The sequence below is a fragment of the Mycolicibacterium hodleri genome, assembly GCF_025822245.1.
In the GTDB taxonomy this organism is placed as follows: Bacteria; Actinomycetota; Actinomycetes; order Mycobacteriales; family Mycobacteriaceae; genus Mycobacterium; species Mycobacterium hodleri.
On record NZ_JACKTL010000059.1, the window covers coordinates 40,701 to 60,081 of the forward strand.

At 66.7% G+C, this 19,381-nt stretch carries 20 protein-coding genes; 6 read left to right on the forward strand and 14 right to left on the reverse strand.

Annotation, left to right across the window (positions count from 1 at the left end; translation table 11 throughout):
- Window positions 1-13: 13 nt before the first annotated feature.
- On the forward strand, window positions 14-271 hold the full coding sequence (locus H7J06_RS24870) for a hypothetical protein (protein WP_264042058.1): 258 nt from the start codon (window positions 14-16) through the stop codon (window positions 269-271).
- Here H7J06_RS24870 and H7J06_RS24875 read toward each other — a convergent pair.
- Window positions 255-2,156: an ABC transporter ATP-binding protein/permease gene (locus H7J06_RS24875; protein WP_275079884.1), complete on the reverse strand. Its 1,902-nt coding sequence runs from the start codon at window positions 2,154-2,156 to the stop codon at window positions 255-257. The genes H7J06_RS24870 and H7J06_RS24875 overlap by 17 nt on opposite strands.
- Before the next feature lie 150 nt (window positions 2,157-2,306).
- Between H7J06_RS24875 and H7J06_RS24880 the strand changes: the two genes are divergently transcribed.
- Both H7J06_RS24880 and H7J06_RS24885 read left to right on the forward strand, forming a co-directional pair.
- A complete protein-coding gene (locus H7J06_RS24880; protein WP_264042060.1) occupies window positions 2,307-4,070 on the forward strand; it encodes an ABC transporter ATP-binding protein in 1,764 nt (587 codons plus the stop codon).
- 186 nt (window positions 4,071-4,256) lie between these two features.
- Window positions 4,257-4,967: a hypothetical protein gene (locus H7J06_RS24885; RefSeq protein WP_264042061.1), complete on the forward strand. Its 711-nt coding sequence runs from the start codon at window positions 4,257-4,259 to the stop codon at window positions 4,965-4,967.
- A 33-nt stretch (window positions 4,968-5,000) separates the two neighbouring features.
- On the opposite strand, the gene H7J06_RS24890 is transcribed toward H7J06_RS24885, so the two are convergent.
- Entirely contained in the window at window positions 5,001-5,282 is a 282-nt protein-coding gene (locus tag H7J06_RS24890) for a ferredoxin (protein WP_264042062.1), read from the reverse strand.
- Entirely contained in the window at window positions 5,279-6,424 is a 1,146-nt protein-coding gene (locus tag H7J06_RS24895) for a 3-ketosteroid-9-alpha-monooxygenase, oxygenase component (RefSeq protein ID WP_264042063.1), read from the reverse strand. The genes H7J06_RS24890 and H7J06_RS24895 overlap by 4 nt, the downstream gene beginning before the upstream one ends.
- 135 nt (window positions 6,425-6,559) lie before the next feature.
- Here H7J06_RS24895 and H7J06_RS24900 point away from each other — a divergent pair, with 135 nt between their 5' ends.
- Window positions 6,560-8,263, forward strand: a complete 1,704-nt coding sequence (locus H7J06_RS24900) for a 3-ketosteroid-delta-1-dehydrogenase (RefSeq protein ID WP_264042064.1) — start codon at window positions 6,560-6,562, stop codon at window positions 8,261-8,263.
- Here the strand turns inward: H7J06_RS24900 and H7J06_RS24905 are convergent.
- A complete protein-coding gene (locus H7J06_RS24905) occupies window positions 8,260-8,934 on the reverse strand; it encodes a PadR family transcriptional regulator (protein ID WP_264042065.1) in 675 nt (224 codons plus the stop codon). The two genes, H7J06_RS24900 and H7J06_RS24905, sit on opposite strands and share 4 nt — an antisense overlap.
- 123 nt (window positions 8,935-9,057) lie before the next feature.
- On the opposite strand from H7J06_RS24905, the gene H7J06_RS24910 reads away from it, so the two are divergent.
- Together H7J06_RS24910 and H7J06_RS24915 are read left to right on the forward strand one after the other, a co-directional pair.
- Window positions 9,058-9,582, forward strand: a complete 525-nt coding sequence (locus H7J06_RS24910; RefSeq protein WP_264042066.1) for a flavin reductase family protein — start codon at window positions 9,058-9,060, stop codon at window positions 9,580-9,582.
- Complete coding sequence (locus tag H7J06_RS24915; RefSeq protein ID WP_264042068.1) at window positions 9,575-10,180, forward strand: PaaI family thioesterase; 606 nt, start codon at window positions 9,575-9,577, stop codon at window positions 10,178-10,180. The genes H7J06_RS24910 and H7J06_RS24915 overlap by 8 nt, the downstream gene beginning before the upstream one ends.
- Here H7J06_RS24915 and H7J06_RS24920 read toward each other — a convergent pair.
- From H7J06_RS24920 to H7J06_RS24965, 10 genes are all read right to left on the reverse strand, one after another.
- Entirely contained in the window at window positions 10,177-10,629 is a 453-nt protein-coding gene (locus H7J06_RS24920; protein WP_264042069.1) for a nuclear transport factor 2 family protein, read from the reverse strand. The two genes, H7J06_RS24915 and H7J06_RS24920, sit on opposite strands and share 4 nt — an antisense overlap.
- A gap of 11 nt (window positions 10,630-10,640) precedes the next feature.
- Window positions 10,641-11,423 carry an SDR family NAD(P)-dependent oxidoreductase gene (locus tag H7J06_RS24925; protein ID WP_264042070.1) on the reverse strand — a complete coding sequence of 261 codons (783 nt, stop codon included), beginning with the start codon at window positions 11,421-11,423 and terminating at the stop codon, window positions 10,641-10,643.
- A 17-nt stretch (window positions 11,424-11,440) separates the two neighbouring features.
- Window positions 11,441-12,517, reverse strand: a complete 1,077-nt coding sequence (locus H7J06_RS24930; protein WP_264042071.1) for a hypothetical protein — start codon at window positions 12,515-12,517, stop codon at window positions 11,441-11,443.
- Window positions 12,518-12,640: 123 nt separating this feature from the next.
- Window positions 12,641-13,585 (reverse strand): alpha/beta hydrolase, encoded by a 945-nt coding sequence (locus tag H7J06_RS24935; protein ID WP_264042072.1) that lies wholly within the window; start codon window positions 13,583-13,585, stop codon window positions 12,641-12,643.
- Window positions 13,586-13,587: 2 nt separating this feature from the next.
- The gene (locus H7J06_RS24940) at window positions 13,588-14,451 is read right to left on the reverse strand and encodes an SDR family oxidoreductase (protein WP_264042073.1); all 864 of its coding nucleotides are present in this window, start codon (window positions 14,449-14,451) and stop codon (window positions 13,588-13,590) included.
- 4 nt (window positions 14,452-14,455) lie between these two features.
- Complete coding sequence (locus H7J06_RS24945; RefSeq protein WP_264042075.1) at window positions 14,456-14,941, reverse strand: nuclear transport factor 2 family protein; 486 nt, start codon at window positions 14,939-14,941, stop codon at window positions 14,456-14,458.
- Between the two features lie 62 nt (window positions 14,942-15,003).
- Window positions 15,004-16,041, reverse strand: coding sequence for an acyl-CoA dehydrogenase family protein (locus tag H7J06_RS24950; RefSeq protein WP_264042076.1), 1,038 nt, complete (start codon window positions 16,039-16,041; stop codon window positions 15,004-15,006).
- On the reverse strand, window positions 16,038-17,180 hold the full coding sequence (locus H7J06_RS24955; RefSeq protein ID WP_264042077.1) for an acyl-CoA dehydrogenase family protein: 1,143 nt from the start codon (window positions 17,178-17,180) through the stop codon (window positions 16,038-16,040). The genes H7J06_RS24950 and H7J06_RS24955 overlap by 4 nt, the downstream gene beginning before the upstream one ends.
- Window positions 17,177-17,956, reverse strand: coding sequence for a crotonase/enoyl-CoA hydratase family protein (locus H7J06_RS24960; RefSeq protein WP_264042078.1), 780 nt, complete (start codon window positions 17,954-17,956; stop codon window positions 17,177-17,179). The genes H7J06_RS24955 and H7J06_RS24960 overlap by 4 nt, the downstream gene beginning before the upstream one ends.
- The gene (locus H7J06_RS24965) at window positions 17,953-19,380 is read right to left on the reverse strand and encodes an aldehyde dehydrogenase family protein (RefSeq protein WP_264042079.1); all 1,428 of its coding nucleotides are present in this window, start codon (window positions 19,378-19,380) and stop codon (window positions 17,953-17,955) included. The genes H7J06_RS24960 and H7J06_RS24965 overlap by 4 nt, the downstream gene beginning before the upstream one ends.
- Between the last annotated feature and the right edge of the window lies 1 nt (window position 19,381).

A 19,381-nucleotide genomic window follows, 5' to 3' on the forward strand; every position in this document is an offset into this window, starting at 1 on the left:
CTATCGTCGGGGGATGGTCGGAGTGGTCGACGGAGACGTCGCGGACAACCGTGAGGCAGACGTCGCCCAAGCGGAGTACTACCGGCAGGAACTCAGCGGCATCCGGGCACGAGCCGAATCCAGTCTCGCCAGGAAGTACATCGAACTGCAGCAGTGCCAAGCGTCCGGGCTGATGGACAGGGCAGCCGACGTACGCCGAGTCATCCGGGCGTTGGAGCGCGAGATCGTCACCCTGGAAAGACTCGGTGAAGGGCTCAAGCGCTGGCTGTGACGGCGAGACGCCAACCACCGTCGCCGACCAATTCCAGAGTGCGCTGATGGTGCTGTTCGACGGAACGGCGATGCCCGACGCTGATCACGATCAGATCTGGTAACTCGTTGCGCAGCAAGGAGTACAGGGCAAACTCCAGCCCCTCGTCGACGCCGGAGGTCGCCTCGTCGAGGAACACCACCTTCGGTGCGGTCAGCAGGATGCGGGCGAACGCCAGGCGTTGTTGCTCGCCGGGGGAGAGCACCGTCGCCCAGTCCCGCTCCTCGTCGAGACGACCGCAGAGGTGCGGCAGCGACACCTTCGTCAGGACGTCGCGGAGGGCGTCGTCGCCCAGATCGGTTGCTCTCAACGGATAGGACACCACCGCGCGCAGCGTGCCGAGGGGGACGTAGGGGAGCTGGGAGACGAACACCGTCTCGTCGTCTCCGGCGGGGCGCCGCCAGGCGCCGCTGGCGGCCGGCCAGAGCTGGGCGAGACTGCGGATGAGGGAAGTCTTGCCGCTTCCTGAGGCGCCGGTGATGACCATGGATTCGCCGCGGCGCAACGTGACGTTCAGAGGGTCGACCAGCCGGTCACCGGCGGGCGTGCGCACCTCGACGTTCACCAGTTCGACCGATCCGTCGGTGCTCGGCTGCGAGGCCAGGGACGAAAGTCGTTGCGAGCGTTCGCTTGCCTCGACCAGACCGTGTAGCCGCTCTATCACCGCGTCGTAACTGGCGAATTGACTGTATGCGTTACGGAAGAAGGACAAGCCGCTCTGGATCTTGCCGAACGCCGTGGCCGACTGCGTGACGTCGCCCAACGTGATCGTGCCGGCGAACAATCGCGGAGCCTGCGCCACGTACGGCAACGGGGACACGGCCTGGGTCGCCGAGAAGTTCCACCCCACCAGCCCGATGGTCCGACGCACGTACCGCCGGTAGTTGGCGATGATCGCCCGGAACCGGAGGTCCAGCTGGTCGCGTTCGGCGCGCTCGCCGCGGTAGAACGCCACCGCCTCGGCGCTCTCGCGCAGTCGCACCAGCGCATACCTGAACGCTGCGTTGGTCTTCTCGTTGCGGAAGCTCAGCCCAATCAAGGGACGACCGATCCAGAACGCCACCCACGAGGCCACGAGTACGTACCCGACGACGATCCAGAACAACGCCTTGGGCACCTCGACGTCGAACACCGTCAGCGGCCCGGAGAGCCGCCACAGAATCGCGGTGAACGACGCGACCGACACCAACGACTCCACCGCGCCGAAGACGATGATGCTCGTCGAGTAGTAGGTCGGGACGTTGGGGCCCGAGCCGACGCCGGTGGTGAAGACGTCGATGTCCTGTTGGATTCTCTGATCCGGGTTGTCGACGGGCGTCTCGCTGAACCGGTCGCGGTAGTACGCGCGACCGGTGAGCCAGTTCGTGGTCAAACGGTCGGTCAGCCAGATCCGCCAGCGAATGATGAAGTACTGAGCCAGATAGGTGTCGACGACGATCCGCGCGACGTGAATCGTCGCCAGGACGCAGAACGTCACGAGTGCCATCCAGAAGCCGTGGATCCCGGAGTCGCGGTGAGCGACATCCCGTGACGCGACTCCTTGGACGGCGACCTGCAGCGCGGAGTACAGGTCGTTGGAGTAGTAGCTCAGCAACACCTGGATGCGGACCTCGACCATCACCGACAACAGCATCGTCGCCAGAAGACCCCACACCGGCACGCTCGCCGCACCGGTGAAGTAGCTCCCCGTGATCCGCCAAAACCGTTGCCCCCATGTCGTGTAACGGCACAACAATGCGGCCGACAGGCACGTGATGGCCGCGCACGCCATCCAGGCGAACAGGATCCACGACGCAGAGTGCACGATTTCGTGACCCCAGTCGATGGTGGGTGTGAAGTCTTCCAACGGACCAGCCTCCAGTGTGGTGGCTCAGGCGCAGCCACGTCAGCTCGTGCGGTGAGTATCAACCCTCGGGTTGAACAACGTCGAAACTCGGCGGACGCGCGACGCTGTTACCGTTCGCAACGCAACAACCGCCGAGAGAAAGCGGCGCTCGTGACGCGCTTGATTCGTGATCTTCTCAGCCCCTATCGCTGGCGACTAGGGGTCATCCTGGCGGCGATGTTCGTTCAGACCCTCATGGGTCTGGCCGCGCCGTGGCCGTTGAAGGTGGTCATCGACGACGTCATCGGCGGTCACCCGCCGCCAGCGTGGATCGCCTGGATGGTCCCGATGATCGGCACCGACACCTCGATTCACCTGGCGGCGGCGGCCGGCATCGCGACCGTGATGATCGCCGCGGTCACCGGATGCGCGTTCTACGTCGCCAATTACTGCACCGAGAGCTTGGGCCAATCGGTGGCCAACGACCTACGGGTGCGGATCTTCCACCGCCTGCAGCTGTTCTCGCTCGGCTTCTTCGACCACAACCGGGTTGGCGCCGTCCTGAGCACGATCATGACCGACGTCCAGACGATCCAGAGCTTCGCGTCGGTCTCCACGCTGAACTTGGTGACCGACACGTTCACGATCGCGGGGATGGTCGTCGTGATGTTCGCGCTTCGATGGGACTTTGCGCTGATCGCACTGACGGTGATGCCGTTCCTCGCGGTGTTCGTCTTCCGTGTCAACCGCTTGATCAAGAATGCGACGCGGGAAGTCCGCCAACGCCAGGCCGACTTGACGTCCACCCTTCAGCAGGGACTGGAGGGCATCGAGGTCGTCCAGGCCTTCGACCGCCAAGACTTGGAGGAGCAGCACCTCATCCGCGCCAGCACCGACACGGTGACCGCCTGGCTCAAGGCTCGGCGGGTGTCCTCCCTGCTCTCCCCGGTGGTCGGCTTGGCCGTGGCGGTGTGCACCGGTGTCGTGCTGTGGCGCGGTTCGGTTCTGGTGCTGGCTGGCGCGACGACCGTGGGTACGCTCACGGTCTTCCTGGCCTATCTCGCCAGGTTCTTCCAGCCGGTGCGCGACGTGGCGGTCCTGACCAATTCGATCGCACAGGTGTCGGTCGGCTTCGAGCGCATACGGGCGATCCTCGAAGCTGACTACGTGGTGCCCGAGCGGGCCGACGCGGTCGAGCCGCCGCCGTTGACCGGCGAGATCGAGTTCGAACACGTGGCCTTCGGCTACGACGCGGACCTCCCGGTGCTCCGCGACATCAGCTTTCGGATCGCGCCTGGTCAGATGGTCGGCATCGTGGGCCCCACCGGCAGCGGAAAGTCGACGGTCGTCAGCCTCATCCCGCGGTTCCGCGACACCGACGCCGGGACCATCCGGATCGACGGCGTCGACGTCTGCCACTACCAACTGCACCCTCTGCGTCGGCAGATCGGCTTCGTGCTGCAGGACACCGTGCTGTTCCGCGGCACGGTGCGGGAGAACATCGCCTTCGGCCGCCCGGGGGCAACCGAGGACGAGATCGTCGAGGCGGCACGACTGGCCAACGCCGACGAGTTCATCGTCCGCATGCCCGCCGGCTACGACAGCCCCATCGGCGAACGCGGACACACCCTTTCGGGCGGACAGCGGCAACGCATCGGCATCGCCCGCGCCTTCATCCGAGACAGTCCGATCCTCATTCTCGACGAGCCCACTGCGGCGCTCGACGCCGAGTCCGAGGAGGCCGTGATCGACGGCCTCAAACGGCTCATGAAGGATCGGACGGTGATCGTGATCGCGCACCGCTTGAGCACGATTCGCAGCGCGGATCGCATCCTGGTCGTCAAGGACGGCGTGATCGCCGAGGACGGCAGCCACGACGAACTCCTGGCGCTGGGAGGCGTGTACGCCGACCTTCACCGCATTCAGTACAGCTAGCGTCGGCCGGCTCGACCCGTGGCGTTCACCGCACGTTCAGACGGAGGTCATCCGGGAATTGGTGTGTGGTGACATCTCGCCGAAAAGCCGCCTGGCTGTTAATGTTCGGCCTGGCAGCGGCTGTCCGACGGCCTTGGCTTCAGACTGAAGAGAGAGACTCACATGCTGACGATCCGGGATCACGACGTGGCAGACTACGTGGCGCTGCGGGACATGGACGCGACCGACGTGGGGCAGCTGAGCGCCGCAGACGCCGCCTGTCTCGAGGAGCTCGGCCAGTTCCTGGTCGACAGCGACGCCGGCGAGCGCTTTGCGATGTGGTTGCTGCACAGGCACTTCGAGCCTGCGCCCGGTGAGGTGTTCGTAGAACGTGCGGTCGCCGAGCCGCGTCGGACCGAGACGACGCTGAACGCCCGCTCGGAGTTCCCTGAAGATTCGTTGTGTGGGTCGGCCTTTCGGTTCGACGACACGGCCGCCGGTGTCGGCATCGTGAACATGGAATTCACCCAGCCCGAAGACCTCGGTGCCGCGGCGCCGGTGAACGCCGACGACGAGAGCGTCCTGGCCGGAATCGTCGAGAGGCTCCGTGCGCACGGCAAGATCGAGCGATTCGGCGTCAAGCTGATCCGCAATCCGCTGGGGTTGGCAGACCACGAACTGCTTCTGGAGACCTGCGACAGCACCGAGCGTGCGCTGTACTGCGACGTCAGCGAGCGCGGTGCCATCCCCGCCGACGCCACCGTCATCGAGACGACGTGGAAGTACCGGCTCGTGCAGGGGCACGCCAAGCCCGTCGTCATGCAGGATTGCACGGCCGGATGCGTGTCGGTCCCCGGCGGACACGACATCGGGCACGCCCACTCGGGCACCGACAACGACGACAACCCGTTGCCGTAGGGCCTTCGCTTCGGGTGAGCACCCGCGCTGCAGTCAACGCCTCGCGTCGTCGACCACCGTGAGTTCGCCGAGGCGCGCCGCGTCGGAGATGGTCTCGCCCAGTGCTGCACATGTCAGGAATGGCTCGAGGCGCCCTCGACTCGCGAATTGATCGGCCTGGCGGCGTTCGGCGCACCCCTGCGAGGCGTCCGCGTCCCACTGAACGCTGGTCTGAGCCCAACTGCTCTTGCGGACCAGGACACGCGACGCGCACCGCCGGCACCGAATGGGCGTCATCGGCACGTCGGCGAGGCGGTTGTCGGGGCGCGGGGTCATCCCGCGGTTTCCGACACGGCCGCTCTGGCCGCCATCCCGTCCTCGATCTCCTTCATCCAGGCCTCTCCGGGACGGGTCGTGTCGAGTTCGAACTCGAACCGGTCCACCATGTCGGCGGTCACGGCGGCCACGTCGATGTAGAACTGCTCATACCAGCGGCGCAGCTGATACACCGGACCGTCCTCCTCGACGAGCAACGGATTGTCGATGCGGGCCTTGCTCCGCCAGATCGCGACGTCCTGCTCGAAGCCCATCTTGACGAAGTCACCCAGGGCGACCGCAGTCTGGACGGCCTGGTCCTCCGGCAGGTACTCCGACTTCTCGACCACGATGCCGTACTGCAGGACAAAGGAATTGGCGTCGATGGGGTAGTGGCAGTTGATCAGCACCGTGCGCTGGTCGGCGCCGTCGTAGTGATAGACGAGGTCGTCGATCATGAACGACGGACCGTGATAGGACGCCAGCGACGTCGTCCCCAGCAGCTTGACTCCCTCGGGATCGCCGATGTCGGGGCGGGCGCCACTCTTCATGTACTGGGTGGCGACGTGGCCTTCGAAGATGTTCTTGAACTGGGTGGGCAGCGACCCGTGAATATAGAAGAAGTGAGCCATGTCGACGACGTTGTCGATGATCTCGCGGCAGTTGGTGTTCACCACGGTGGTGTACCAGTGCCAGTCGGTCCAGTCGTCGCTGGTGGCGCCTTCGATGTGCGGGATGGTCACGTCGGCTGGTGGAGGCTTCCGCTCGGGGTCGTTCCACACGAAGAGCATGCCGTCCTGCTCGAGGGTGGGCCACGTCGCCGTTCGGGCCAGTCGTGGGACGCGTCGGCTGTAGGGCACGTTCTTGCATCTGCCGTCGCCACCCCAGCGCCAGTCGTGGAACGGGCAGGCGATCTCGTCGCCCTTCACCTGGCCCTGGGTGAGGTCACCGCCCATGTGTCGGCAGTAGCCGTCCAGGACGTTGATCGCACCGTCCCCGCCGCGGAAGACCACCAGCTTCTGGCCGAACGCGGTGACCGCGTGCGGTGTGCCGTCGCCGAACTCGCGTGTCAGTCCCAGGCAATGCCAGCCCCGGGCGAATCGGGTTGGCGCTGCGTCGGCTTCGATCTGTCGAACGTCGTCAGGCAGGCTTGCCGTACTCATCTGCACCGTCTTTCGGATTGGTTGCGGATCGGCTCAGGTCAATTGAACCGCCGACGGCCGTAGCTGCGAACGCGGTGTTCCGCTCATCAGGACAGTGGTGTCGCGACGGACGGACGCCGACTTAGGTTTTCGGTCGTGACGACTGCGCACTCATCGACGATTCCCACCGGCTTGCCCGTATGCGACACCACCGTCGACCTGTTGGTCGTCGGCACGGGCACCGGAATGGCGGCCGCGTTGGCTGCCCGTGAACGTGGCATGTCCGTCTTGATCGTCGAGAAGTCCTCTGTCGTCGGCGGATCCACGGCGCGATCGGGGGGCGCGCTGTGGTTGCCCGCAAGTCCGGTGCTGGCGGAGGCGGGAGCGGGCGACGACACCTCTCGTGCCCAGACCTATCTCGAGTCGGTCGTGGCAGGCACCACCTCTGCGGCGCGGGCGACTGCGTTCCTCGAGAACGTGGCGCCGACGGTGCAGATGTTGCGACGAATGACACCCATGCGGCTGTTCTGGGCCAAGGACTATTCGGACTACCACTCCGAGGAGCCGGGTGGGTCAGCTGCCGGACGGACGTGTGAATGCCGGCCGTTGGACACCTCGATCCTCGGCGAGTATCGCTCCCGGTTACGTCCTGGGGTCATGAAGGTCTCGGTGCCCATGCCGACGACCGGCGCGGACTACCGCTGGCTGAACCTGATGGCACGGGTGCCCCGTAAGGGCCTGCCCCTCATCGCCAAGCGGCTGGCGCAGGGAGTCGGCGGACTGCTGCTCGGCAGACGCTACGTGGCGGGCGGCCAAGCATTGGCGGCCGCCTTGTTCTCCGGAATGCTCAAGGCTGGCATACCCATCTGGACGGACACGACGTTGACTCGGTTGATCGTCGAGGACGGTCGAGTCGTCGGCGCGGTGGTCGAGCAGGGCGGACAGGACTACACGATCACTGCTTCCCGAGGTGTCGTGCTGGCGGCGGGCGGGTTCGACCACAGCATGGAGATGCGGTGGAAGTTCCAGTCCGAAGCACTTGAGTCGCACGCCAGCCTGGGTGCCGACACCAACACTGGCGACGCCATCCGTCTCGGTCAGGACGTCGGTGCGGCCATCGACCTCATGGAGCAGTCCTGGTGGTTCCCCGCGGTGGCACCGCTTCCGGGTGGTGCGCCGGCGGTGATGCTGGCGGAACGCTCGCTGCCTGGATCCTTCATCGTCGACCAATGCGGAGACCGCTTCACCAACGAGTCCGCCGACTACATGTCGTTCGGACAGCGGGTCCTGGATCGAGAACACGGCGGCAACCCCGTCGAAACCATGTGGATCGTCTTCGACCAGCAATACCGGAACAGTTACGTCTTTGCCGCAGAACTCTTCCCGCGGATGCCGATACCCCAGAGCTGGTACGACGCGGGCATCGCCCACAGGTCCGACGACTTGGGGGACTTGGCCGAGGCCATCGGGGTGCCGCGAGACCGATTCCTGCACAACGTGTCCCGTTTCAACGGTGGTGCCAGCGTCGGCGACGATCCCGACTTTCACCGGGGGCGCAGCGCCTATGACCGCTACTACGGCGATCCCACCATCACTCCGAACCCGAACCTGCGTCCGTTGATCAAGGGTCCGTTCTACGCGGTGAAGATGATCCTCAGCGACCTGGGCACCTGCGGCGGCCTTCGGGTCGACGATCGGGCACGGGTGCTGCGCGAGGACGGTGGCGTGATCGACGGCCTCTACGCCCTGGGCAACACCGCGGCCAACGCCTTCGGCGCGAGCTACCCGGGTGCAGGCGCCACGATCGCGCAGGGTCTGGTCTACGGCTACATCGTCGCCGAGACCGCGGCCCACTCCTAGGACGAGTCGCCCTCCTCGGAGACCACCTGCTGTTCGACCTCGCGCCAGTACTTGGGCCCGGGACCGGGTACGCCCAAGGCTGCGCCCGAACGCGTGTACGCCGCTTCGGCGTCGTCGAGGTCCCCGATCATCTGCAGGGCGAGTTCGCGCTCGCTCGCGTAGTACCGGGCCGCCCACTGCAGGGCGAGGCGGGGGTAGGCCCAGGCATCGAGGGTTTCGGCGCCATGAGCATCACGAGTGGCCTCGCGCTGCATGCGCTCGGCGAATTCGACGTGCTCCTGCAGCAGTTCCTTGAGCTTCGTCGCGCCCGCCAAATGGCCGAACGCCACCCGGAGCAGGACGCTGTGCTTGAGCATCGGCGGGTCGGCGGGGCTGTCGTTGGCCCAGCGCGTGACCGCTTCCAGGCCCGCGGGGGTGATCTTGTACAAGCGGCGACTGCGGGCGCCGTTGTCGTGGTCAAGGCGTGAGGTGACCAGCCCGAGCTTCTCGAGTTTCTTCAGCTCGGTGTAGATCTGACTGAACGACGGGCTCCAATAGAAGTACCGAATGCTCCACTCGGTCACCTTCTTGACGTCGTAGCCGGAGAGCTCGTCCTCGTAGGACAGGATCGCCAGGATCGCCCAGCTGGTCGCGGCAAGAGTCGATTTCGCCGCGGTCTCGTCACCCTCCATTGCCGAAGACTAGCAACCTCACAGCCTGGCGACCTCGCGTCGACCGGTGGTCGGGAGAGGACGTTGCGTCGGTGGCGGGCGTCGGAGATGGTGGCGACCAGAGCCGACAGTGACGGAGTTTCGATGAGTACTTCCCAGCACGAGCAGTCCGATGCCCGGGTGATCAGCCCACCGGACCCAGCGACGATGCGCGCCGTGCTCGGCCACTTCTGCACGGGCGTGGCCGTCATCACCGGGCGCGACGGCACCCGTCCGCATGGCTTCGCGTGCCAATCGGTGACATCGGTGTCGCTGGACCCCCCATACGTGTCGTTCTGCCCAGCGCACACCTCGTCGAGCTGGCCCAAGATCCGAACTGGGGGTGCGGTGTGCATCAACGTCCTCGCCGTCGACCAGCGGTCGATCTGTGCCAGGTTCGCCACGTCGGGTGCGGACAAGTTCGCCGACGTGTCGTGGGCGGCGGGGGACAACGGCTGCCCCGTTCTCGACGGAGCGTTGGCGTCGATCGAGGCGGACGTCGAATTCGAGCACCTGGCAGGCGATCACAGCATCGTCGTCGCCCGGGTCACCGGCCTGCACGCGCACGCCGACCGGCACCCGCTGCTGTTCTACCGCGGCGGCTACGGTGGCATCACCGTTCATGGATGATCCGGATCCCTTGGCTGCGGCGTACGAGCCGTTGACCGTCGCCGTGCGCCGGCTCATCGACCTCACCATCCGGACGGAGGTCGACGCCGCGGCGGTGCTCGACGCGACGCATCTCGTGGAGGAGGCGAGCGATCGGCTCGGGACGGCCCTCGTGCCCGGCTCGTTCGGAGTACGAACGGCACCCGACGGTCGGGTGGGCGCGCTCGGCAACGTCGTGATCGGCACCCGGAATCCCGTCGCGCCGCCACTGGTCGTCCATCACGAAGCCGAGGGTCGAGTGTGGTCGGAGTTCGTCCTCGGTGCGCAGTACGAGGGTCCGGCAGGGCACGTGCACGGCGGTATCTGCGCGCTCGTGTTGGATCACCTCCTCGGAGCTACCGCCCACCAACCGGGTCGGCCCGCGGTGACCGGCACCCTGACTTTGCGGTACGTGAGGGGCACGCGGTTGGGCCCGCTGCGCGCAGAGGCGTGGGTGGACCGCGTCGAGGGCGTGAAGACCTTCGCGGTGGGGGAGATCGGCGACGGGAACGGTCCCACGGTGCACGCTCACGGCGTGTTCATCCATCCGAAGGCGTCACCACCTGGGACCTCGGACTAGCTCGGAGCCGTCATGGCCAGAATGCCGGGGTCCCCGGTGTTCGTTGCCCATGTCGCATCGCGCCGCACGATGCGCCAACCCTCGGCGCGTCGTTCCCAGCGGTCGGTGTACTCACCGCTGGAGTCGAACACCGGACCGACGAAATCGCCGGTGCGCTGATGGCGGGCCTGGACGTAGGCGCGGCTGGTCGCACGATCACCGTCGACGTCCACCAGGACGCTGCCGATCAGATGCTGGGTGCCACCACACTTTTCGAGGTGACGGCGCAGCAGCTCCCGTAACGTCTCGATGCCGTGCGCGTCCTCGCCCGTCCCGTAGTCGAAGGTGACGTCGTCGGCGAACACCTCGCCCAGGTCGTCGAAACGCTTGGCATCCGCGATGCGGGCGAAGCGGGACAGCGCCCGGTGGATGTCGCGTTCGTCCAACAGCTGGGCGAGCCCGACGGGCACCTCGCCGACCATCAGGCGTGCGCGCCGCCGTCGACCCGGATCTCCGTGCCGGTGATGAACCGACCGTCGTCGGAGGCCACCATGGCGACCACCGCTGCCACCGCAGCGGGTTCGCCGAGCACGCCGCCATCGGCCGCGGTCAGGAGAGGAGTCTGCTTGCCCCACAAGCCGATGTCGTATCCCTCGGGCATCTTGTCGAGGGTGCTCATTGCCAAAGACGTTGCCACTCCGCCTGGTTGGACGTTGACGGCACGAAGGCCCTGCTTGGAGTACTCCAGTGCCAGCGCGTGGGTGAACGCCAGCACCCCGCCCTTGCTCGCGGCGTACGCCGACATGTAGGGGTGGGCGAAGGATGCAGCGGTGGAGGTGAAGTTGACCACCACGCCGTGCCCCGAGTCGAGAAGGGCGGGCAGTGCCCGCCGGGTCATCAGGAACGTCCCCGTCAGGTTGATGGCCAGGGTGTCGTTCCAGTCCGACAGCGTGTGTTCGTGGGTGTGCGCGCACCGCTGGATGGCCGCGGCGTTGATGAGGACGTCGAGGCCGCCGAGGTCGGCCACCGCCGCGTCGACGGCCTCGGCCACCGCGGCCTCGGAGGACACGTCGAGGACTGCGGTGGTGAGCCGCTTGCCCGTGCCGGCCTCGTCGGCGGCGGCCGCCGTCGAGGCCAGCCCGCTTTCGGACACGTCGCACGCCACCACCGTGCCGTCCTCGTCGAGGAGCCGCGCCACGGTCGCCGCGCCGATCCCCGAGCCTGCGCCGGTGACGATGATCTTGCGGTCGGTGAAACGCTGCATGTGTCAGTCCTCTCGGGTCAAGCCAGCTGGAATGCGCTGAGTGGTGCTTCCTGCGGGTACGTCGTAGGTCCGCCGAGGTCATACGCCGAGTTCAGGGCGCCGATGAACTCCGGGTCGTGCAATGGTGCGCTGGGGATGTCGAGCTTCGTGCCGGTCTTGGCCAGGTTGTCGACGAGCATGTCGATCGCCTTGTCGATGGTCAGGTCGTCTGACGCGTCCATGTTCTTCTTCAGTTCGTCGTAGTCGGAGAACACCTCGGCCGACCAGTGCACCAGGAAGCGCAGATCGTCGGTGTGGTGCCGAGCGATCACCTCGTCGCCGTTTCGCAGCACCCAACCGTCGCGATCGGCCGGGTCGCCGGCGAAGACGGTGTCGAAGGCCAAACCTGCTGGAACCTGTTGCTCCACTGGACCGTTGGCCTCACCGCGGTGAACCATCATCTCGTTCTGCACTACGACCCCGCGGTTGTAGACCGGGGGCACCAGGCGCCGAGGCTCCTTGAGGGGCCCCTCGGGCCAGTAGGTGAAGCCACTACCCTCGTCATGGGAGAACCACGTGATGACCTGAGCCATCTTGATCAGGTAGTCGGTGAACAGACCCGACTTGCCCATGACACTGCACAACCAGGTGGGGGCGTTCTCGTGGCGCACCCCACGGAAACTCGGCGAATCCAGGTGGCCGGGATCGCGATTGGCACACGGTCCGTTGATGTTGAACAACATCATTTCGGGCTTGGCGTATTCGGCACCCCAGTAGGACTTCGCCATCTCCAGGAATTGCTCGTTGTAGAACACGTCGTGCAGCTCGGGGTAGAGCACCGTGCCGTAGTTGGCGAGATAGCCCCGGAAGGTGGGTGTCAGGAACAGGTCGAGCGACGGCGTGAAGCCCTCGGGAAACGCCCCACTCATGGTGGCCATCAACTCATCTGCCGAGGCAAAGTGCTGGGCGATGATCAGATTCCACGGGCCATCCTTGCGCACCACGTCGAGGAGTCGCTGGCGCTGATCGTCGGTGTACACGGCGTCGATCTCCCGCGGCGCCGCCGCCGGACGCAGCACGTTGGACAGTTCCATCCGGCGTTCGTCGGTGAGCATGTCGTCTCCTTTAGTCGTTCTGTTGAGCGCAGTCGTTCAGTTGAAAGCGATTGTGAGCCAGAACTCGTGACGCCAGCGTCGGGCTGTCCGGTGGCTGGGAGGTCTATCTGCGCAACGACGTCGTCAAAACTCGAGCTGGTGGGCAAACTTCGCCCGTAACAGGGCACCGGTCTCCGCGATGGCCAGCCGGCCGCGTGCGGTGGCATCCGCGCGCATCAGGAAGCCGTGATACACACCGGGATAACGGGTCAGCGTGGTCTGCACGCCGGCGTCCCGGAGGCGCGCGGCAAACCGCTCGCCCCAATCCCGGATCGGGTCGCAGCCTGCGGTCAGCAATATCGTCTGCGGCAGATTGGACAGGTCAGCCGCGTAGGCGGGAACGCGGTAGGCGTCGTGTGGTGCTCCAGCCCCACCGTCGGCGAGGTCGTGCATGTAGTTGATGTCGTCCAGCGAGAGGAACGGGGCGTCGGGCTGGCTGGTGATCGACGATGTGGCCATGTCGCGGTCGAGCCCCGGGTACATCAGCACCTGCGCGAAGATGGCGGGTCCGCGGCGGTCGCGGGCGGCCAAGGCCACTGCGGCAGCCAGTGATCCGCCTGCGCTATCCCCTGCGACCGCCACCCGGGACCGGTCGAGGTGGAGCTGCTCGGCGTTGTCGGCGACCCACGCCGTCGCGGCGTAGGCGTCATCGAATTGAGCCGGGGGCGGATTCTCCGGAGCCAGGCGGTAGTCGACCGACACCACCGTCGAGTCGCTGGCGACGGCGAGCATCCTGGCCAGGGGTTCGAAGGAATGGTTGGAGCCCAGCACCATCCCGCCGCCGTGGAAGTAGACGACGACCGGACCGTTCTCGGCACGGCTGGGACGATAGATGCGCAGCCCGATGTCACCGGAGACGCCTGGGATGGAACGGTCGTCGACGGCGACCATGGGTGGCATGTCGTCGGGCAGAGGCGCCGATTCGAGGCCGTGTCTGACCTCTGCCAGACCTCGTTGACGCATCGGCGGCACGACGCCGAACGCTGCGACTCGGGCCGCTGCGTCGGGATCTAGCGAGGACGCGGTCACCGTCAGTGCTCGGCCGGTTCGAAGCGCTTCTTGGTGCGCAGGATCGGGGGACGTTGCGTCGCAAGCGTGGTGGCCCGCTCGGTCATGGCGGAACCGACGTACTCGGGTTGGGTCAACAGGTAGAAGCGGTTCGCGGCGGCTTGTTCGAAGACCACCTCGGCGGCGGCGATCGGGTCCATCGCCTCGGCCTTGATGTCCAGCATGGCGGTCCGTTGTGATTCTGCGGCCGCGACGTCACCGTCGCTGACGCCGCCGGCGGATTCGAAGATGTTGGACACCACTGCGCCAGGAAGCACCGCTTGAACGTGGACGTGGTGATCGTGGCCGGCCAGTTCCACCTCGAGGCGAAGACACTCGGTCAGCGCGAGGACTGCATGCTTGCTCATGATGTAGGGCGCCTGCAGTGGGACGACGGCTACGCCGCCGATCGAGGAGAGATTCCAGACCCACGACTGCTCAGGGCTTTTCAGCATCATGGGCAGGAACGCCCGTACACCGTGAAACACGCCGTTGATGTTGACGTCCACGACGCGGTTCCAGTTGGCCAGCGGGGTATCCCACAGATATCCGAACTGCTCGACGCCGGCGTTGTTGACCAGCAGCCGCACGTTGCCGACGTCGCGGTGGGTGCGCTCGGCCAGGTCCGTCACCGCCTCGGGATCCCGCACATCGCAGCCGTGCGCGTGCGCCGACCCTCCGGCAGCGACGAGTTCGTCGCGCAGGCGGGCCGCCGCGTCCGCATCGACGTCTGCGATGACCACGGTCATGCCGAGCCGCGAGGCGTGGCGGGCCAAGCCCGCGCCGATGCCGGCACCGGCTCCGGTGATGACGGCTACTCCGCCGCTGAAGACGTCGCGTGCACCCATGGGGCTACGGGGTCGCCGCTGCAGTGGCACCGGCGCTGTACTGGGCGAAGGGCACCGAATCCTCCGCATCGAGTACGACGTACAACGACGTCAACGTCAATCCGTCCGAACCGCGGCGGATTCCGGCGTCGACGACGCCGCTGGACACGTCGAACGGCACCGAGTTGGTGATTTGGTTGACGTAGAGGTAGAAGCGGACCCGGGTGACGTCGCCGTCGGTGCCGGTGCGAAAGACGTTCGTGGTGTGGTGACGCAGGGGGTAGGGGTTCTCGTTGCGGTGCTCGGTCAGCCAGGCCAACGTCTCAGGGCCACCGTCGAGTTCGGCGGCGAGCAGATGCTCGAATGCGCAGTTGCCGGAGTCGGATCGGCTGACGTAGGTCATGTCGTCGGCGATGCGGGTGGCCAGCTCGGCGAAGTGGCCCTGGTCGTAGTGGAACCAGAATTCGGCGAGGAACTCCTGGACCTCGGACAGCGTGATCTCGTTGCTCATGGGGACGAGTCAACGCGACCGAGCCGACGGTGCCACCGCCGATGCCCGATCAGTGGAACATCTCACCCGGTGATGAGGCTCCACAGTCCGCGGCCTCCGACGCGGAGCGTCGCATCGGTCACCACCGAGTCCCATCGGTCTACCGACCCGTAGTCCGAACGCCACGCCAGCGCCGACCTGGTGAATTCGTGGAGCCGATGTTCACGGGTGGTGCCGATCGCGCCGTGAATCTGGTGGCCGTTGCGTACCACCACCGACGCGGCGTGCCCGGCACACGAGCGCGCGACCGCGATCATGAAGTCGAGCCGGTCGGAGGCCCATCCGTCGGCGACTGCTGCGGTGAGCGCTGCCTCGGTCGCCGACCGGGCCAACGCCGACTCGGCGGCGCTGTCCGAGATGAGATTCTGGATCGTCTGAAACTTCGATAGCGCGCGGCCGAACTGAACACGCGTACTCGCGTGTTCGATCGACAGCTCGACGATGCGGTCCAGCGCCGCGCACACCTGGATCGCCCGCACCAGTGCCGCCCTGCGCATCAACTGGTCGATTAGTGCGGCGGGTACCGGCACTCCGTCGAGTAGTGACACGTCGACGGTCACCGAGTCTCGCGGCTCGCCGATCGAGTTGGTCCCCGCCGAGATCCGCACCGCGGCCGCGGCCACATCGGCCGCGCGGTACTCACCGTCGACACGCCACACGACGACGATGCGGTCCGCACCGCGAGCCCATGGCACCCCTGCGGACATTCCGTCGTCGTCGAGCACGGCCACGGTGCGCACCGCGTCGTCGCATGCCATCCCATTGGCATCGAGCAGCCAGCACGCCAGGAGGTCGTGCTCCGCCAGGGGAATTCGCACTCCGTGGCGGACGGCAGCTCCCAACAGTTCCACAGCCTCCAACCAGCCGGCGCCGCTGCCGCCGTCGGATTCCGGACCGGTCAGCCGCACCAATCCGAGATCCTCGAGCTGCCGCCACAGCGTCTCGTCGCGTTCGACGGCGGCGGTGTCCGGCCGGGTCTCGCGGTGGGCGCCGAAGACGGCGTCCATCATCTCGGTCAGGGCTGGATCGACGGCTGCCGGCGAGCTCTCCACAGTGGTCATCGCATCCCCAATCCGCGGGCGATCACGCCACGCAGCACCTCGTTGGTTCCCCCGCGAAGGGTGAAGCCCGGCCGTTGATCCATCGCCGCTGAGACCAGGTCGGCGAAGACGGCATCGGCGCCGTCATCGTGGCAGTCCGCGAACTCGGCGATGTCGCCTTCGGTGGTGGTACCGAGCACCTTGACCACCGCGGCCGAGACGTCGGCGGGTTCGTGACGCTCCAGCGCAGTGGCCACGGCGGTGGACATCTGATGAAGACCCGCCACGCGCGCCACCAGTCTGCCCAGCTCGTTGGTCCGACCGAACGCGCCCTTCGCCGTCTGGTCGGCGGCGGCGGCGAGCGCCACGAACGACGACAGGAACCGTTCGGGCCCGCTGCGCTCGAAGGCCAGTTCGGAGGTGACCTGTTGCCACCCCGCGCCGATCTCGCCAAACACCATCTCGTCGGGGACGACGACGTCGTCGAGGATGACCTCGTTGAAGTGATGCGCTCCGTTCATCGAGACAATGGGACGGACGTCGACGCCAGGGCCGGTGAGGTCCACGATGAACTGGCTGAGTCCGGCGTGCCGGTGGGCCGGATCGACCGGAGCCGTCCGGGCCAGCACGATGAAGGCGTGGGCGCGGTGTGCGCCAGAGGTCCACACCTTGGTGCCCGTCAGCGACCAGCCACCCTCGACCCGGACCGCCCGAGTGCGCACACTGGCGAGGTCCGAACCCGAGTCCGGCTCGCTCATGCCGATGCCGAAGAAGCACGTGCCTGCCACGATGCCGGGCAGGAACCGTCGCCTCTGCACGTCGGTGCCGTACTTCAGCAACGAGGGAACTATCTGCCGATCCGCGATCCAGTGCGCGGCCACCGGAGCTCCGGCGGCCAAGAGTTCCTCCGCGACGACGAACCGCTCGAGGAACGAACGGCCATGTCCGCCATACTCCTTCGGCACGGTCATGCCGAGCCAGCCGCGAACGGCGAGCGCGGCGCTGAAGTCCTCGTCCCACCCCGCCAGCCAGCCGTCCACCGACGGGGTGAAAGTACCGGCGGCCAGCTGTTCGTCGACGAAACCTCTGACCTCGCGGCGAAGGTCGTCGGTGGCCGACGACTCGAGCGTGGCCGACGGCACCAACCGGGGGAGTGTCATTCCGCGCTCCGCCAGCGGCTGATCCGCTGCTCGTGCTCGGGGTCGCGGTGTGCCAGCGGCTGCATGGCCGCGGCCATGCCCAGCGTGGACTCCAAGGCCCCGGTGCGAGACTCCTGCATCAGCCGTTTCGCCATGCGCAGGGCGTGGGTGGGGTTCTTGGTGATGCGGTCCGCGAGAGCGTGGGCCTCGGTGAGGAGTTCGTCGTGCGCCACGACGCGACTGACCATTCCCCAGGCCAGCGCGGTCTGCGCGTCGATGCGATCGCCGGTGAACGTCATCTCGGCGGCCCGCTCGTAGCCGATCGCCCGGGGCAGGAACCACGTTCCGCCGTCGCCTGGGATGAGTCCGATCTGCACGAAGCTCTCCGCGAACGAGGCGCGTTCGGACGCGACGCGGATGTCGCACATCATCGCCAGGTCGCAACCAGCTCCGATGGCAGCCCCGTTGACCGCCGCGATCAGCGGTACCTCCAGGCGAGCCAAGACCCGCGGAATGCGTTGAATGCCATCGACGTAGGCGCGGCGCTGATCGAGCGCACTCACGCCGAACATGCCTTGGTTGTCCGCCATCTCCTTGACGTTGCCGCCTGCCGAGAAGATCTTGCCTGCCCCGGTGAGGATGACGGCCCGGACGTCGGTGTCGGCATTGGCGGTGTGCACGGCGGCCTCGAAGGCCGCGATGAACTCGGTATCGGTGATGGCGTTGCCGACGTGCGGCAGATCGATGGTCCAGACGCTGGTCGCCCCGTGGGCGGTGACGTCCAGTGGGCCGGTCACGCCGGCTCCGGCAACTGCAGGGACTTGGTCTGCAGGAACTCCTCGAAGCCCGCACGCCCGAGTTCGCGACCGATGCCCGATTTCTTGTAGCCGCCGAAGGGGGCGATCGGGTTGTACGCACCACCATTGATGTCGAGCTGACCGGTCTGCACGCCCCGGGCGAACGCGACGGCGGTGTCGGTGTCCTTGGCCCACACGGCACCGGCCAACCCGTAGGGGGTTCCGTTGGCGATCTCGAGCGCCTCATCTTCCCCGTCGAACGGAATGACCGCGAGGACGGGACCGAACACCTCTTCCTGTCCGAGCTCGGAGTTGGGGTCAACGTCGGCGAATACCGTTGGAGCAAGGAAGTATCCGACGTCTCGAACCTGTTCGGCACCCCCCGTGAGAAGCCGTGCACCGTCGCGCTGGGCGCGCTCGATGAAACCCCTCACCGACCTGAACTGCGATGCCGAGGCCGACGGTCCGATGCGGGTGGCCGGATCCCAGGGATCCCCGACGGTGTAGCGCGCGACGGCAGCTTCGATGAGATCGAGTGCCTCGCCGTACTGGGATCGCGCAACGAGCATCCGCGTCCACGCCATGCAGGTCTGGCCGCCGTTGAGGAATGCGTTGCCCACCCCAACCTTGACCGCCGTCTTCAGGTCGGCACCCTCGAGGATGACGTTGGCCGACTTGCCGCCGAGTTCCAGCGCTACCTTCTTCACTGCGCGCCCGGCCAATTCGGCCACGCGGGCACCGACTCCGGTGGAACCGGTGAAGGACACCATGTCCACGTCGGGGTGCTGAGCGAGGCGTTCACCGATGACTGCGCCGGGGCCCGACACCAGGTTGAGCACGCCAGGAGGGAGACCGGCTTCGTTGACGGCGTCGGCGAACTCGAATACCGACAGGGGGGCTTCGTTGCTGGGCTTGAGCACCACGGTGCAGCCGGCGGCGATCGCCGGAAGCACCTTGGCGACCACCTGGTAGAGCGGGTAGTTCCATGGCGTGATGGCACCGACCACCCCGTAGGGCTCGCGCAAGACCAGCGAATTGCCCACTCGCTCTTCGAATTCGAAGGAGTCAAGAACCTTGGCGAAGCCACGGGCCACCGCAAGGGGCACCTGCGTCTGGACGCCCTGGGCGATGCGCACCGGAGCGCCCATCTCGGCGGTGATGGCCTCGGCGATCTCGGGCAGCCGCTTCTCCATCGCGGCGATGACGGTGGCGACCCGCTCGCGTCGCTCCGCGATCGTGACCAACGGGTCGAAGGCGTCCGTTGCTGCGGCAACCGCGGCGTCGACGTCCGCGACCGTGCCCGCAGGCACGCTTCCGATGACCCGCTCGGTGGCCGGATCGACGACCTCGATCGTGTCGCGGCCGTCCGAATTCATCCACTGCCCGTTGAGGAGTAGAGCGGTGCGCGTGTAGTCGTTGATCATC

Coding starts and splice junctions, on each gene's coding strand:
- H7J06_RS24895 (WP_264042063.1), bottom strand. CDS start 6,424: ATGAGTACGGCAAGCCTGCCTGACGACGTTCGACAGATCGAAGCCGAC.
- H7J06_RS24945 (WP_264042075.1), bottom strand. CDS start 14,941: ATGAGCAACGAGATCACGCTGTCCGAGGTCCAGGAGTTCCTCGCCGAA.
- H7J06_RS24940 (WP_264042073.1), bottom strand. CDS start 14,451: ATGGGTGCACGCGACGTCTTCAGCGGCGGAGTAGCCGTCATCACCGGA.
- H7J06_RS24925 (WP_264042070.1), bottom strand. CDS start 11,423: ATGCAGCGTTTCACCGACCGCAAGATCATCGTCACCGGCGCAGGCTCG.
- H7J06_RS24905 (WP_264042065.1), bottom strand. CDS start 8,934: ATGGAGGGTGACGAGACCGCGGCGAAATCGACTCTTGCCGCGACCAGC.
- H7J06_RS24870 (WP_264042058.1), top strand. CDS start 14: ATGGTCGGAGTGGTCGACGGAGACGTCGCGGACAACCGTGAGGCAGAC.
- H7J06_RS24965 (WP_264042079.1), bottom strand. CDS start 19,380: ATGATCAACGACTACACGCGCACCGCTCTACTCCTCAACGGGCAGTGG.
- H7J06_RS24915 (WP_264042068.1), top strand. CDS start 9,575: ATGGATGATCCGGATCCCTTGGCTGCGGCGTACGAGCCGTTGACCGTC.
- H7J06_RS24955 (WP_264042077.1), bottom strand. CDS start 17,180: ATGACACTCCCCCGGTTGGTGCCGTCGGCCACGCTCGAGTCGTCGGCC.
- H7J06_RS24910 (WP_264042066.1), top strand. CDS start 9,058: ATGAGTACTTCCCAGCACGAGCAGTCCGATGCCCGGGTGATCAGCCCA.
- H7J06_RS24930 (WP_264042071.1), bottom strand. CDS start 12,517: ATGCTCACCGACGAACGCCGGATGGAACTGTCCAACGTGCTGCGTCCG.
- H7J06_RS24890 (WP_264042062.1), bottom strand. CDS start 5,282: ATGACCCCGCGCCCCGACAACCGCCTCGCCGACGTGCCGATGACGCCC.
- H7J06_RS24950 (WP_264042076.1), bottom strand. CDS start 16,041: ATGACCACTGTGGAGAGCTCGCCGGCAGCCGTCGATCCAGCCCTGACC.